This is a genomic window from Acinetobacter sp. CIP 51.11 (assembly GCF_000369665.1).
GTDB lineage: Bacteria > Pseudomonadota > Gammaproteobacteria > Pseudomonadales > Moraxellaceae > Acinetobacter > Acinetobacter lwoffii_S.
The window spans coordinates 34,436-50,398 of record NZ_KB850128.1 but is presented as its reverse complement, the minus strand read 5'-3'; the positions used below and the strand labels follow the sequence as shown (position 1 = coordinate 50,398).

Below are 15,963 nucleotides of genomic sequence, written 5' to 3'. Positions count from 1 at the left end.
AATAAAAATAAACCTTTAAAAGCTAAAAAATGCCTTTACCTACTTATGATCAATTAATGCTGCCTTTAATGAAATTATTATCAGAATTAAATGAGCCAATAAAAATTTCGGATGCTGCGAATATCCTAGCTGAACGTTCCAATTTACACGAAGAGGATTTAAATAAAATTCTTCCGAGCGGGAAAAATATATTTAAAGATAGAGTGGCATGGGCAAAGACCTACTTAGTTAAGGCGGGCTTAGTTCAACAACCGAAGAGAGCATATTGTGAGATTAGTAGCTTGGGTAGACAGGTTGATTTAAAAAGTTTAGATGCTATAACAAATGAATATTTAGCACAGTTCAACGGATTTTCAGATTTTAAATTAGGAAAGAAAAATAAAGATGAGTTTGGGATCGGGAATCTACAAGTTATTGAAAGCCTAAATAGTTACCAAGAAACTCAGACTCCAGAAGAAACAATCCAGAACACAACGGAATTATTAAAATCTGATTTGAAAAGTGATTTGCTTCAGATGGTAAAAGATAAATCTCCTTCATTTTTTGAAAGACTGGTTGTCGATCTTCTGGTGGCAATGGGCTACGGCGGTTCACATCAAGATGCAGCTCAAGCGATTGGTAAAACCAACGATGGTGGAATTGATGGTGTAATTAGTGAAGATCGATTAGGGCTAGATAAAATTTACATCCAAGCGAAACGTTGGAAAGATACTGTTGGTCGTCCCGACATTCAACAGTTTAAAGGTGCTTTGGCCGATCAAGTTGCTAAGAAGGGTGTATTCATTACTACGTCAAGTTTCAGTAAAGAGGCCATTGAGTCGGCAAGAAAATCCGGTATTGTTTTAATTGATGGCGATAAGCTGACGTCTTTAATGATTGAATTTGGTTTAGGTGTACAAATAGAACGTAGTTTTCATATCTATAAAATCGACCAAGATCGTTTTGATGAAGATAATTTTTAACGGGTAATTTAAGCCGGTTTAACCTGCCAGTTTTGCAGCTCCCCAGCTAAACTTTGCTCCAGATCTGGATCATAAGCTTCAACCCGATTCCTTCCATTGGCTTTAGCCTGATATAAGGCAATATCGGCCTGTTTAATCAGGGTCATTAAATCTGTTTCACAGCTTTCCAGAATGGCAGCACCAATCGAAATGCTAAAACTGAAACGATGCTGGCTGTCTAGATCGATCACAATATTTTCAATGTTATGCCTTAAACGCTCGGCAACTTTTAGCGCTTCATCCAGAGAGGTTTCGGGTAAAAATGCAATAAATTCTTCACCGCCATAGCGTGCCAAAATATCATGCTGTCGCATTTCACTGCGTGTGCTCAGGGCAATCGTCTGTAAGACCTGATCTCCGATATCATGACCATAACGATCATTAATCTGCTTAAAATGATCCACATCAAATACCAGTAAACTCATAGGTACCGGTTGATCAAAATTCTGTTGTACCAGTTGTTGCGCGAGATATTCAAAACAGCGACGGTTATTCAGGCCGGTGAGGGAATCGGTATGGGCCATATTTTCAAAGGCCTGCCGGTTATATTCATTCAGGGTATGCTGCAAGAATACCATGCGTGATTTTAAGGTTGAGCTCCAACTAATATAAAGACTGAAGGTCAATACCGGCAGATAAATCAGGGAAAATAAAAACATCTGGTACAGGTCAGACCGAGTATTGAAATATACGCCGATGTAAATTATCAGGGTAATCAGACTCGAAGTAATCAAAGACGGCCAGAACCGGATCTGCACACATAAATTGGCCAACACAATAAAGACCAAGGAGGCATATTGATAAATGAGGGTATAAGCACTTTCGGACTGATTTAGATTAAAAAACCAGATGGCACTTGCGCCAATAATTGAGGTGGGTAAGAGTAAATCAAACACAGGTAAATTGCGGTAAGAGTGATACATCCAGATCGTGATCAGTACGATCAGGATGGTATAGCTGATTTTGGTCAAAATGAGTAACGTGAGAATATCATTCAGCACCAGAATATCAGCAAGGGTATAAGAGGCATATGCCAACTGTGCGAATAAATTAACCTGTAATAAGTATTTTAAAGTGAGTTTTTTCTGATGAGCATAGTAGGCTGGTTTTAAAGGCGCAGGAATACGAACCAGCGGATCTTGAAGAGACTCCTGAATCAGAGTGCGTGATTCTTTTTCATTATTATGCGGCATGCAGCCTTCCCAAATTAAAATATATAAAAATGAATAAGATGAAATTTATATATAGTTGTATAAAAAATATTCTATTCTTTTGTTTGATATTTTAAAAGTGGAAGAGTCAAATTTATTTTATAAAATGAAATCCCCGATTAATGCATTCTAAGGATCATCCTAGCTTAAGAACAGACTAATAATTCAGCTTTAATTCGCTGTTGACTGAGCTGGTTGAGTGCCTGGCTTAAATACATTCCAGGGATTTTCTGTTGCTGGCTTGGGCTTATTCAGCATATCCGGATGATAGACCTCAATCCTATTTCGGCCAGACTTCTTGGCTTGATATAAAGCGATATCGGCTTGTTTGATCAGATCTTCCAGAGTCTGGGTATGGGATTCCAGTTCTGCTACACCGATCGAAATGGTGAACCGGATGGCATGATTGGGTTCGACATAAATATACTGCTTTTGAATTGCGCAACGAATTCGTTCTGCAATCATCAGGCTGTCTTGCAGTTGAGTATCTTCCAGGAGGGCGATAAATTCCTCCCCGCCAAAACGTGCCAATACATCGCTATGCCGCATTTCTTTACGGGTCACTTCAGCAATCAGTTGTAGCACCCGATCACCAACATCATGCCCATAGCTATCATTAATATTTTTAAAATGATCGACATCAAACATCAACAGGCAGCTACTGGCATGTTTAGGCCATTGATGAATAGAGCGTTCAGCCATATCGACAAAATGGCGACGGTTGTAGAGCTGGGTCAAATCATCGGTATGCGCCAGATTCTTTAAGGTTTGATAGTTCCATTCATCGAGCAGGGAGCGCAGAAAAGAACGTCGCACATTTAGAATATTATTCCAGTTAATATAAATGCTAAAAAACCAGAGTGGACTAAAGACCACGCTAAAAATAAAGGCTTGAGAAGCACTCATGAATTGGGTCACCCCAAGCATGATAAATAGGGCAATCAAGATGGAGCAATAGACTGCGACTTTAAACTGGGTCTGTACACAGAGATTGGCGATGAGAATAAAGATCGCAGAGGCATAAATATAGGTGGCAACATGCGGACTGGTTGAAAGCGCGAGTAAGCCAATCCAGGCGGCTGCAGCCACCGTGGTGCCTATCGGCAAGATTCTGTCCAGAATCTGAATATTTTTATGTTTTTTAAATAGGTAATAACAGCAAAACATCGCGCCCAGAACCAGAACGACGCGCATCAGACCAGAAATAAAAAACATGTCTGGAATAATCAGGATATCGGCAAAGAAATACAGTAAAAAGGCTATTTGGGCCAGATAGTTAATTTGACGCAAGTTATGATGACTATGCGTATAGACATAATCATGAAAATATTGCTGAAAAGGGGCAGGAATACGCGCATGAGGATCTGTCAGCGCCTGTTCAATCAGCTGACGGTTCTGCAGATCACATTCAGATAATTTCAGTGATTTATCGGTCGTCGAATTTTGAAAAGATACATTCGCCGTTGAATATATATTCTCATTCTGAGCAGACATGTCCTGGTCCAGTATTATTTTTATAGGTGCCTATTATGCCGTGGTTGAGTAAAAAATAACCTCCCAAAAATTGGGTATCCGGGAAGTTTTTAATGCTAAAACGTAACAAAATTTGTGTTTTGTTAAATGGAAAGTGATTGAAATACATGAATAATCATCTTATTCATGGGGGCTTTGGATGTTGTTGATTCGTTTCACGTGAAACATAAATGACATTCCTGATCTTCAGTTTATTTAAACTCATAACGCCATGTACCTAAATCATGATTGACTTGCTAAAACTCAAGTTTGGGGCTTTGGATACAAATCTCATCAGCTTTTCAGGATTTAAATTGATGGAACTAATGAGGAGTTTTATACGTATCTAAATATTTCCAGGGATAGATTTTGCCCATAGACCCTGTACATTGTCCTGAACAGAGAGGCATCTTGAATCGGTCAAATGCATGTCTCAGCCACTCAAAAGTAGAATGAAAATGCCGAGGTAAGCTCAGCCATGTCGAATAATAGTGATATTGAACTGTCGAATTCCGATGATTGTGAAAAGTACGTGAATCAGTTTATTCAGGAGTTTCCTTTACGTCGCGCGGAAATCGGGCAGGGCACCGTGATTAAACGCGCCTTGCCGAGCCGGCATAAGCGCATGATTGGTGCCTGGTGTTTTCTGGATCATGCGGGTCCGGCCAGTTTCCCGCAAGGAGATGGTTTGGATATCGGCCCTCATCCACACATTGGTCTGCAGACCTTTACCTGGATGATCGAAGGCAGCATGATGCACAATGACAGTCTGGGAAATCAGCAATTGATTCGTCCCAAGCAGGTCAATCTGATGACCTCGGGTTATGGCATTTCACATACTGAAGTTTCTCCGGAAAGTGAGACCCATATGCATGCAGCACAGTTGTGGATTGCCTTGCCGGACGACAAGATCAATATGGCACCGGGTTTTGAACATTATCCTGAATTGCCGGTCGTCAATGAGCAAGGCATTGAATTTACCGTGCTGGTCGGAGAATATTTAAAAACGAGATCACCAGTTAAAGTGCATAGCGAACTGCTCGGAGTAGATCTGTATGCAGCTCAAAGTACCAGTGCGCGCTTGCCGCTGAATCCGAAATTTGAATATGGCTTTATGGTGCTTGAAGGGACGGCCAGCATTAATGGGCATGAACTGACTGAAGATAATATGCTGATCCTGGAGCCGGGGTTGCAGCAAGTCAATGCTGAAATTCATACCGGGAGCCGGGTGCTATTGATTGGTGGGGAACCATTTGAAAGCCCGATTTTACTGTGGTGGAATCTGGTTGGGCGTACGACAGAGGAACTTAAAATTGCGCGGGAACAATGGATTGAAGGTCATGAACGTTTTGGTTCCATTCCTGCCTATGATGGGCCACGTTTAGAAGCGCCTGCATTTCCAGACCAGATGCGTGCTTCCCGATAAATGCTAAAAATGATGGGAATATGGAGCGCTGTCTGAGTTGAACTCAAATAGTGAATCTACAACATAGGATACATATCATTACAGTCATCAAAAAATGAGCTAGAGTCTGCTGCTTTTTGCTATGCTCGAAAAGTAAGAACAATAAAATCATGAGTCTAATATGCGTGTTTTACATCATCTCGAACAATCACGATCATTTCGTATCCTGTGGGCTATGGAAGAATTAGGACTGGATTACGAGGTTAAATACTATAAACGTCAACCCAACCTTTCTGCGCCACCGGCCTTAAAACAGATCCATCCGTTGGGTAAGGCTCCGATTCTGGTCGATCAGTCGCAGGTACTGGCAGAATCTGCGGCGATCCTGGAATATTTGCAGGAAACTTATGATGAACAGCAGCAGTTTCGCCCAGAAGATATTGCCGACAAGGCCCAGTACCGTTACTGGATGCATTATGCGGAAGGCTCGTTGATGCCGCTGCTGGTAATGCAACTGGTGATGACCACTGTACCAAAACATACCCCGTTGCTGATTCGGCCGGTGGCCAAGAAAATCTGTGATGGAGTGAAAAAACAGTTTGTACAGAGCCGTTTAAAAGATCATATCCAGTTTCTGGAAAGCTATTTGAGCGAGCATGATTATTTTGCCGGGCATTTCAGTTTTGCCGATATTCAGATGAGTTTTCCTTTAGAAGCGATGCAGAGCCGGACGGGTCAAAGCTATCCAGCGATTCAAGCCTATCTGAAACGGGTCTCGCAACGTGCAGCCTATGCGCGTGCACTGTCCAAAGAAAAACAGATCAGCTCTTAAGTACTTAAAAGAAAAGGTGCCGATGGCACCTTTTTTGATGGGTATCTTACTCTGGAAAGCTGAGACGCTCTTTGGGGAAAATCACCTTAAAGGTAGAGCCTTGGTTTTCCTTAGACTCAATTTCCAGATGTGCCTGATGTTGCATCAGCACATGTTTGACAATTGCCAATCCCAAACCGGTACCGCCAGTACGGCGGCTGCGGTCTGAATCGATGCGGTAAAAACGCTCGGTCAGACGTGGCAGATGCTTGGGATCAATCCCGATACCGTTATCTTGCACCACAAAATAAGCCGATTCACCATCATCATGCCAGCCGATGGTGATGGTGCCGCCTTTAGGCGTGTACTTGATGGCATTGGTGATCAGGTTACTAAAGGCGCTAGCCAATTCCATATCTGAACCGATCAGATCGCAATGACTGTCAATGTCCAGATTCAGGGTATGACCATAATCAATATTATAGGCCTGGGCATCATCGAATAGCTGGTTCATCAGACTCGGCATTTCAATGATCTGGTTTTTGGCAATATTCTTATCATTTTCCAGACGTGACAGCAGCAGCAGGTCGTTGACCAGAGCATTCATGCGTCGGGTTTGCGACTGCATCTGATCAAAAGCGCGTTTCCAGCGTGGATTAATATCTTCCTGATCGGTAAAGGTTTCAATATAGCCACTGAGCACGGTCAAAGGAGTGCGCAGTTCATGTGAAATATTGTCGACAAAATCCTTTCGCATCTGTTCCAGATTATGCATCCTGGTCACATCATAAGCGACCAGTACCCGGCTTTCTCCACCAAAACGGGTCATTTTGACCTGCACATAATGGTCTTCGAACAGCGAAGAACGCATTTTCAGGCCGTCGGGAGATTCATCAATATGGTGATAGTATTCGATAAAGCTTGGTTGGCGTAGCAAGGTCAGGATATTACGGCGACGGTCGTCACTGGAGATTCCGAGCAGACGTTCGGCTGCCGGATTCCACCATTCAATCTGCTGGTTTTCATCAAGTAGTACCACAGCTTCTTGTAAGGCCACCAGTGAAGACTGTGCACGATCAATCAGTTCGACCATTTCCGCCTGAACAATCCGTTCCTGACGTTGGGCGCGGTAAACATTGAAAAGTAGCGCACCCCAAATCCCGCCAATATTTGGTGGAACATCATAAGGGCGATTGGAAATCCATTCATTGACCAGATATAAGGAACGCATTTGGGTCGCAAAGAACGCCACGAAAGCAATTACGATACAAACCCAGAAATACCCAATCCCAAAACCGATAAAGCTGGCGATAATCAGGAAAAAAGCCAGTAAGCGTAAATCCTGTTTGGCAAAATCCCATAAGCTACTGTAACGGATTCTTTTATGTTCGCGTGCCAGTTCGGGGACAGGGTAGGGTTCATACATAAAACAAGATTTACCTTAAAAGATATTAACCTAAAGCGACATCTGAACGGGTCGAAAAGCGATACCCCGTTCCGCGAACGGTTTGTACAAAACGGTCTACACCATAAGGTTCCAGCACTTTACGCAAACGGCGGATATGTACATCGATGGTCCGGTCTTCAATATAGACGTTACCGCCCCACACCTGATCCAGCAATTGCGCACGGGTATAGGCACGTTCCGGATGGGTCATGAAGAATGCCAGCAAACGATATTCAGTCGGCCCCATTTCCAGAATGTTGTTACCAAAATTCACCCGCTGGCTGACCGGATCCAGAATCAGGCCATTGGCATCAATGGTTTTTTCACCGCTCAGGGCATTGGCGCGGCGCAGTACCGCCTTAATTCGGGAGACCAGTTCCCGGGTCGAGAATGGCTTGGTCATGTAGTCATCGGCACCGGCATCCAGACCTTGTACCTTGTGGTCTTCTTCACCGCGCGCTGTCAGCATGATCACCGGAATTTCTGACAGGCTTTCATCACGTTTCAGACGACGACATAAGTCCACACCGCTCACACCACCCGGCATCATCCAGTCCAGCAAAATTAATGCCGGACGCTGGTCCACAATCATCTGATGCGCCTGCTTGGCATCTTCTGCCTGTAAGCACTGAAAACCGGCCATATCCAGAGAGGTATGGATCATTTCCCGAATCGGGAGCTCGTCATCGACGATTAATATGTAGTCATCTTTCACAACGCAATACCCTATTTCATGTAAACGGTGAACCGTTTTATATTTATGACAGGCTTATTACAAAGACTAATTATGACAGTATCATTGCAGAAAGGGAAAAACTGCTGATATTCGCAAAAATTTGTGACAAATATAGCGCAGAAACTTGTTAAAAAATCATAAATTAATTTTACTCATTTCCGTAGTATAGCATAAATCTGCAACTGACTGGTAAATGTAGGAAAGCCTATTAAGCACAGGATTTAACAGCTATTTTTTCTCGGAAAATGACTCGAGCAGCGCCAAAAAAACCACACTACAAGACGATAAAACTTCCTCAAGCGAATGCTTAAAACCACTCATCACCCAACGAATAGCAATTTGGGTGACATAGCCATTTAAACCGGTCGACACCAGTGAAATTTCCTGCTCACTACGATTTAACTGCGGCATCATCAACATGACGAAGGCGTGAATCATGCGGTCGAAACGTGACATGGTTTCATGAATAGTGGCCTGATTATGCAGTTCCTGTACCAGCATGGCATCAATATAAATGATCCGTGCCATGCGCGGATTGTCACGCAGGGTAGTGAGCAGCGCACTCAAACCGGCTTCGATCATTTTTTTCGGATCTGTCGAGGCCTGCATCATGGCCTGCATGACATTCTGTTGCAGTTCATCAATCAGTTTTAGGAAAATGGTCTGAAACAGATGTTCGCTTTTCTTGAAGGATTCATAAAAATAACGTTCAGTCAGTTTGGCTTCATTGCAGATATCTTTGACAGTAACTGAAAAAAAACCATAACTGCCATAGGCTTCAATTCCGGCTTCGATCAGTTTTTCACGACGTGCCTGCTGTCGTTCAGCCATCGACAGGCCTTTAAACTGACGCTCCTTGGTTTTGGAGGGTCGTGATTTTGCTGCTGAGTCGATCGAATCGGTCATAAGGCCTGTGTGCTCATCTGCATGAAGATTTTGAATATCTTAGCAATAAATCTCGCTTAGACCTATATAGAAATGCTCCCCTGAAATTTGGCCTCTAAGGACATGGGATAATTATTGACAATCTATATTGTCAAAACTATATTGAGGATCTGTGCTAGCTCCTGAAACAACAGAACAAGATCCTGCTGTCATGGAATGGCAGTTCTTTACATAAGGAAATTGAATGAAAAATTTTAAAAATAAAGTCGCTGCGATTACTGGTGCCGGTTCAGGGATTGGCCAGCAACTGGCGGTATTGCTGGCCCAGCAGGGTTGTCACTTGGCGCTGAGTGATATCAATGAACAGGGTCTGGCACAAACGCTTGAATTGCTCAAAGAGAGTGATGTTCGTGTGACTATCCAGAAAGTAAACGTAGCTGAATTGGAACAGGTGCGTAACTGGGCGGCACAGGTCGAACAGGATCATGGTAGTGTCAATATGATCTTTAACAACGCTGGCGTTGCACTAGGCTCAACCGTTGAAGGGGCGTCTTATGAAGAACTGGAATGGATTGTCGGAATCAATTTCTGGGGCGTGGTTTACGGAACCAAAGAATTCTTACCTTTGATCAAGAAAACTGGCGATGGTCATATCATCAATATTTCCAGCCTGTTTGGTTTAACGGCTCAGCCCACCCAGTCTGCTTATAATGCGACCAAGTTTGCAGTACGTGGTTTTACTGAATCCCTGCGTCAGGAACTGGACATGGAAAATTGCGGAGTTAGTGCGCTCTGTGTACATCCGGGCGGTATCCGTACCAATATTGCCAATGCGGCAAAAATGAATAACAGTCTGCTGACTTTAGGTATGAATCCGGAAAAATCAGCCCGTAATTTTAATAAATTATTGCGTTGTCCACCTGCAGAAGCCGCTCGTCAAATTCTGGAGGCGGTACAAAAAGACAAACGCCGTCTGCTGATTGGTAATGATGCCAAAGCAATTGACCTGATCCAGCGGATCTTGCCAACTGGTTATCAGCATGTCACTGCACTGGCGACCCAGTTTGGTAAAAAGAAGAAAAAGTCTGCTTAAAAAAATGCAAAACAGACCCGCGAAAGCGGGTTTTTTTATCGCTGTGATAGGGGCTAATTTTTTGCAAAGGAGAGTATTAACTACTGTAATGCTTTAGGCACGTAAAAAACCTGCATTTAAATCAACGCTTCAACCGTTTTTTTCTTCCAGACAAACTGATAATACAGTCCCTGCAAAATACACAGGCTGACAAAGGCCAACGCATAGGCATACCAGATACCTTCCAGACCCCACCATCGGCTAAACAGATAAGCGGCGGGAACTTCAATACAGAGAATGGCAAAAATGTTGATTAACATTGGCACGGTCACCGTACCACTCGAGCGCATGATTGAAGCAAAAATGGCACTGGCGCCAAAAAACAGTATTGACCACAGCACAATAAACAGCAGTTGTTGTCCTAGTACTACAACCTTAGGATCGGTAATAAATAGCGCCATCAGATATTTGGAGAACAGATAGGCCAGAATCACCAGACCGCCGGTAAACAGGATATTCATACTCAGCGCAGTCCGGGTAACTTTATTGAGCAGATCTGATTTACCTGCGCCAATCGCTTGAGCACCAAATACAGACGCGGCAATCGCAATCGACAAAGCGGGAAATTGAATATAATTTAAGACCTGATTGACTGCGCCATAAGCAGCTGTTGCTTCTGCACCATAGCGGTTGACCAGTCCGACAATTACCAGTCCGGCAACTGAAGTGGTGACCATTTGCACACCAGTAGGAACCCCCAGTTTCAAGATCATTCTGCTCAACTGTGGCTGATGACGAATATTTTTTAATAAAGCCCAGTCCAGTCTGAGAGGATGTTGCCTATAATTCAAATACAGGATTAAAAACAACAGGACCGCCAGATTCCCCAAAATAGTGGCAATCGCTGGCGAGATAATGCCCATTTTAGGAAAGCCAAAATAACCGGCAATCAGTACTGGTGTCACCACCAAACCCACCCCAATGGTAAGTGCGGAAGCGAACAGGGGCGTGGTACTGTCGCCAACGCCGCGCAAGATCGAGGTATAAATAATATATATAAAAATTAAGGGACTACCCGCTAGCATCCATTGCACATAGGGCAAGGATAAATGCATCACATCCGGATCTGTGCCGAGTGCCAAGAGAATATTCTCAGCAAAAATCACCCCAAAAAGTGCAATCAAACTGCCGCCAATCAAGGTCATGAATAAAGTTGAACCGACCACACAGCGGACTTTTTCTATATTTTTCCCGCCCCAGGCCTGGCCAATCAATACGGTAGAACCCGCGGACAAACCAATTACAAAGGCCATCAGACAAAACAGGATCGGGAAAAAAACCGCAACAGCAGCAATTGCATTCACTCCGAGCATTTGTCCCACAAAAACCGTATTGATCGTGCCGGAGAGACTTTGCAGGATATTGGTCGCAATTAATGGCAACAGAAAAACCAGAAAGGCTTTCCATAAATTCTGTTGATGAATCAGTGAGTGCTGTGCCATGCGACATCCTGTGATTGAATTATCATCTATTTATTGATGCAGCTATTATTCGGCAGAATATAAAAAAAAGCCTTAGCTTTTAAGTAACTAAGGCATTTATTTTATGAGATTTTTAGTTAAAAAATGAGTTAAACCTTTGAAAGAATTTGACCTGCCTGGATCAAGGTTTGTTCTTTTTTTGCAAAGCAAAACCTGAGCAGGCGTAAATCTGCAGGAGGATGCTGGTAGAACGCGGAGACTGGAATCGCAACAATCCCATGTTGTTCTGCCAGAAAATGACACATGGACAGATCATCGAGCTCAGGCCGAATCTCTGAATAATCTAAGTTTTGAAAATAAGTTCCTTGAGAGGGTGTCCACTTAAAGCGTGACGTTTTAATGGATGAGTTAAATAAATCCCGTTTGTTTTGATAGAAAGAGGACAGTTCGCGTATATGCTCAGGATGCAGTTGCATATATTCCGCCAAGGCGACCTGAACGGGTGTCACACCGCAGAAGCTGGCAAACTGATAAATCTGTCTGAACATTTTCATCAGTGCCGGTGCAGCAATACAAAATCCGGTTTTCCAGCCAGTGACATGGAAGGTTTTACCAAAAGAGCCAATCACGAAGCTACGCTCGCGAAGTTCTGGAAATGACCAGGCCGAATAGTGCTGAATGCCATCAAAAACCAGATGTTCATAGACTTCATCCGACAGCACCACAATATTGTGCTCGCGAATCAGCTCGATCAGTTGTTGCCAGTCTGCTTTGGACCAAACACTCCCACTCGGGTTATGCGGAGTATTCACGACAATCATGCGGGTACGGTCATTAATGGCATCTTTGACCTGATTCCAGTCCACAGAAAAATCAGGATGCTGCAAAGCAATATGCACTGGCTTTGCCCCGACCAGTTGTACCGCAGGTCCATAACTGTCGTAGCTGGGATCGAAAATAATGACTTCTTCCCCGGCACGTACCGTGGCTTGAATGGCACAAAAAATCGCAATTGTCGCCCCAGGGGTAATCGTGATTTCCTCGACAGGGTCAATAATCAGTTGATCACGTTGCTGATAGAGATCTGCCACCAGACTTCGCAAGACTGGCAGACCATCTCCTGGTGCGTACTGGTTAAATCCATTCTGGCTGGCCCGGTTTAAAGCTTCAATCAAGGCAGGAGGCGCTACAAAGTCCGGAAATCCTTGAGAAAGATTCAAGGCCCCGAGTTTTTGTGCCAAGGCCGACATGGTACTAAAAATGGTCACGCCCAAATCAGGTAATTTAGAAGGGAGTTCCAGCATGTCCTTGGCCTTGAAGAATGAGATATGAATGAGTGTAGCAGCAAGTTCCGTATAGGATAATCAGAAAAATAGGGAATATTGGGCAATATTTTTAATTAAGATGTACCACATGCAATTTAAGATTTTTAATTGAAGGGTCATAAATTAAAGGCCTAATTATGTGAAATGCATCGTGAACTGGACGAAATGGATAACTTTTCCTAAAATCTGCCGCACAATAATAAAGCTTAAAATTATAACTATAAAATGCCAAAACCTATCCATATGCTGGTGGAGCAGCTCGGGCTTAAGCGACAGCATCGTGCGCTACATTTACAGTTTTCACATCCTCCTTTAAATCATCAGGTTTTGATTCAGCGTATTGAGGGTCAGCATCAGATCAATCAAGGCCTGCAGGCTGAACTGATCTGTCTTTCCACTCATGCTCATATTGCCTTGAAACAGTTTATCGGCTGTCGGGTGGCCATTGATCAGGTCACAGACCGGGGTGAACTTTTCCGGACTACGGGCATTATTACTGCAGCCAGTCAAGGGCAGAATGATGGAGCTTTGACCCTGTATAAATTGACGCTAAATGATCCGACTGCACTCTGGCAGAAGCGCCGTAACAGTCGGGTTTTTATGAATAAGACGGTGCGCGAGATCAGTGAAATCCTGTTCAGTGAATGGCAAAACAGAAGTGTATTATTCGCGGCCAGTCTCAGCCTGGATTTGACAGGACTCAGCCGGGACTATGATGTCCGACCTTTTGTAATGCAGTCGAATGAATCGGATTATGATTTTCTGACCCGTTTATGGCGTAGCGAAGGAATTAACTGGCTGATTGATGAAAGGCAATTAACTGTGCCTGTATCAGCCAGCGAGATTCAAGATCAGCTTTTAAAACTGGTAGATCATTCCCAATATTTTTCAGCTTTAAAACGCCGCTCCATCCGGTTTCATCGCAGTCATGCCACCGAACAGCTCGACACGCTGAACAGTCTGATTGCGGTACGTCAGCTCAATCCGAATAGTACCCAGACCCAGCGTTGGCATGCCCAGCAACTTGCCCAGGATCAAAGCCAGCCTTTATTCAGTAATCATCAGCAAAGTGATATCCATGCAAATGCCACTCTTCAGCTTGAAGATGCGTGGAACATCAGTCCGGCTTGGACCGGCGACTTAAATCATGAGGATCAGGTGACAGCATCTGGTATAGCCCAACTGGATCGACTCAATCAGCAGCTCAGTGACTATCATGCTTTGCAGTCTAAATATTTTAAAGCCAGTAGCAGCGTACGAGATGCTCAGGTTGGATACTGGTTTGAACTGCAACAGCATCCTGAAATTGATCAGCATCCTGCCCATCAACGTGAATTTCTGATTTTAGCTAAGCGGTTTTATAACCAGAACAATTTACCCAAAGATATCTTATCTCAGCTGGACAGTTTGCTTGAGAAGAGCGGCTGGCAGATGATACAGGAGGAACGACAGGCCAATGAACTACAGATGGTGCGCCGTGAAATCCAGGTTGTTCCTGAGTACCACCCCTTCATTCATCGGCCTGCTGCATATCCGCAACGGGCTCGAGTGGTCGGACCTGAAGGTGAAACGATTCATGTCGATGCATGGGGGCGGGTGAAAGTTCGTTTTCTGTTTACCCGGAGTGAGGATCATCAGCATGATGGCGGCGCAGGTAGCAATGACAATGATAGCGATTCTGCTTGGGTGGATGTTTTGACCCCTTGGGCGGGTGAGGGTTATGGCATCAGGTTGCATCCGCGAATTGGCGAAATTGTAGTGATTGACTTCTTTGAAGGTGATATCGACCGGCCCTTTGTGGTGGGACGGATTCATGAAGCAGAACGGCATCCGACCATGTTTGATGCAAAAGGAGAACTTCCTGCGACCAAAAAACTCAGTGGCATCCGTTCTCAGGAGGTCGATGGGGATGGCTTTAACCAGTTGCGTTTCGATGATACCCCTGAACAGATTAGTGCGCAGCTGCAAAGTAGTCATGCAGCCAGTCAGCTCAATCTGGGAAATCTAAGCCATCCTAAAGAAAGTGAAAGCAGCGAAGGTCGAGGAGAAGGTTTTGAACTAAGGACAGACCAGTGGGGTGCCATACGTGCAGGGAAAGGCTTGCTGATTTCCACTTATGGGCAAGAGTCAGCCGCAGGCAATCACCTGGATGCTGACTCAGCCAAAGAACAGCTTGAATCGAATCTCAATCATAGTAAAGCCTTGAGTGATATTGCAGAAAAACAGCAGGCTGATCCATTGGAATTTTTTGATAGTTTAAAACAGTTTTTGAATCAGATTGAAGCTGAAGATCAAGCCAAGGCTGCCGCATTTAGACAGGCGGTGATGCTGTTAACCGCACCCCAATCGATTGCACTGAGCACAAAGGAAAATATCCATTTATCCGCTGATCAGCAAATCAATCAGAGTGCCGGGGACAATATTCATTTTTCCACACAGAAGTCTTTAGTTGCTCATGCACAGGACAAGATCAGTTTATTTGCTGCTCAAGAGGGTGCAAGTCTCTATGCCGCTAATGGCAAAATTGAGATACAAGCTCAAGATGATGCAATTGAAGCGATCGCCCATAAGGTAATCAAGCTTATTTCGACTGAAGACAAGATCGAAATCACCAGTCCGAAGGAGATTATACTGAACGCTGGAGGGTCTCAAATTAAGATCAATGGTAGTGGAGTAGTGGTCACGACTGGTGGGAAATTTGAGTGTAAGGCAGGGCAGCACAATTTTGTTAGTGGAGTAAAAGTTAAAACTGAAATACCCACTTTACCTATTGCTCAAGATATTAAAATTTTTACAAATAAATGGGATTTTTATGATCTGTTCTATGAGGCTAACTTTGCAGATGTTAAATATAAATTGATCAATAATAAAAACAATACCTACGTGTCTGGAACGCTGGATCAGCATGGTCGAACCCAACGTATGAATACTTACAATAATGAAGATTACGATATTCTGATTGGCACAGCTGATGAATGGACTGTTTCAATAGACGACAGTGGTGAAGATGGTGATTTTGAACATGAGTGTAATTGTGGATTAACTGACAATCATGAACATGATGAAGGGATATAAGT

12 protein-coding genes are annotated in these 15,963 nt (G+C 43.7%); 5 read left to right on the top strand and 7 right to left on the bottom strand.

The genetic code is table 11. The features are described 5' to 3' along the window. Window positions 1–29 precede the first annotated feature (29 nt). Window positions 30–962, top strand: coding sequence for a restriction endonuclease (locus F894_RS00575; protein WP_004280964.1), 933 nt, complete (start codon window positions 30–32; stop codon window positions 960–962). 8 nt (window positions 963–970) lie between these two features. Here F894_RS00575 and F894_RS00570 read toward each other — a convergent pair whose 3' ends face one another. Both F894_RS00570 and F894_RS00565 read right to left on the bottom strand, forming a co-directional pair. Further along, entirely contained in the window at window positions 971–2,194 is a 1,224-nt protein-coding gene (locus F894_RS00570; RefSeq protein ID WP_005245341.1) for a GGDEF domain-containing protein, read from the bottom strand. Between the two features lie 189 nt (window positions 2,195–2,383). Further along, window positions 2,384–3,706 (bottom strand): GGDEF domain-containing protein, encoded by a 1,323-nt coding sequence (locus F894_RS00565; protein WP_005245340.1) that lies wholly within the window; start codon window positions 3,704–3,706, stop codon window positions 2,384–2,386. A 496-nt stretch (window positions 3,707–4,202) separates the two neighbouring features. On the opposite strand from F894_RS00565, the gene F894_RS00560 reads away from it, so the two are divergent. Together F894_RS00560 and F894_RS00555 are read left to right on the top strand one after the other, a co-directional pair. Further along, window positions 4,203–5,150, top strand: a complete 948-nt coding sequence (locus tag F894_RS00560; RefSeq protein WP_005245339.1) for a pirin family protein — start codon at window positions 4,203–4,205, stop codon at window positions 5,148–5,150. Between the two features lie 160 nt (window positions 5,151–5,310). Further along, window positions 5,311–5,961: a glutathione S-transferase family protein gene (locus F894_RS00555; RefSeq protein WP_005245338.1), complete on the top strand. Its 651-nt coding sequence runs from the start codon at window positions 5,311–5,313 to the stop codon at window positions 5,959–5,961. A gap of 46 nt (window positions 5,962–6,007) precedes the next feature. Here F894_RS00555 and phoR read toward each other — a convergent pair whose 3' ends face one another. The 3 genes from phoR to F894_RS00540 all read right to left on the bottom strand — a co-directional run bounded on the left by phoR (window position 6,008) and on the right by F894_RS00540 (window position 9,029). Then, on the bottom strand, window positions 6,008–7,366 hold the full coding sequence (phoR, locus tag F894_RS00550) for a phosphate regulon sensor histidine kinase PhoR (RefSeq protein ID WP_005245337.1): 1,359 nt from the start codon (window positions 7,364–7,366) through the stop codon (window positions 6,008–6,010). A gap of 25 nt (window positions 7,367–7,391) precedes the next feature. Next, on the bottom strand, window positions 7,392–8,102 hold the full coding sequence (gene phoB, locus F894_RS00545) for a phosphate regulon transcriptional regulator PhoB (protein WP_004280972.1): 711 nt from the start codon (window positions 8,100–8,102) through the stop codon (window positions 7,392–7,394). 249 nt (window positions 8,103–8,351) lie between these two features. Then, complete coding sequence (locus F894_RS00540; RefSeq protein ID WP_005245336.1) at window positions 8,352–9,029, bottom strand: TetR/AcrR family transcriptional regulator; 678 nt, start codon at window positions 9,027–9,029, stop codon at window positions 8,352–8,354. 223 nt (window positions 9,030–9,252) lie between these two features. On the opposite strand from F894_RS00540, the gene F894_RS00535 reads away from it, so the two are divergent. Beyond that, window positions 9,253–10,101, top strand: a complete 849-nt coding sequence (locus F894_RS00535; RefSeq protein ID WP_005245335.1) for an SDR family NAD(P)-dependent oxidoreductase — start codon at window positions 9,253–9,255, stop codon at window positions 10,099–10,101. 116 nt (window positions 10,102–10,217) lie between these two features. On the opposite strand, the gene F894_RS00530 is transcribed toward F894_RS00535, so the two are convergent. Continuing rightward, on the bottom strand, window positions 10,218–11,582 hold the full coding sequence (locus tag F894_RS00530) for an MATE family efflux transporter (protein ID WP_005245334.1): 1,365 nt from the start codon (window positions 11,580–11,582) through the stop codon (window positions 10,218–10,220). A gap of 128 nt (window positions 11,583–11,710) precedes the next feature. Then, on the bottom strand, window positions 11,711–12,865 hold the full coding sequence (locus tag F894_RS00525) for a methionine aminotransferase (RefSeq protein ID WP_005245333.1): 1,155 nt from the start codon (window positions 12,863–12,865) through the stop codon (window positions 11,711–11,713). Window positions 12,866–13,111: 246 nt separating this feature from the next. Between F894_RS00525 and F894_RS00520 the strand changes: the two genes are divergently transcribed. After that, window positions 13,112–15,961, top strand: a complete 2,850-nt coding sequence (locus tag F894_RS00520; protein WP_034437958.1) for a type VI secretion system Vgr family protein — start codon at window positions 13,112–13,114, stop codon at window positions 15,959–15,961. The last annotated feature ends 2 nt before the right edge of the window (window positions 15,962–15,963 follow it).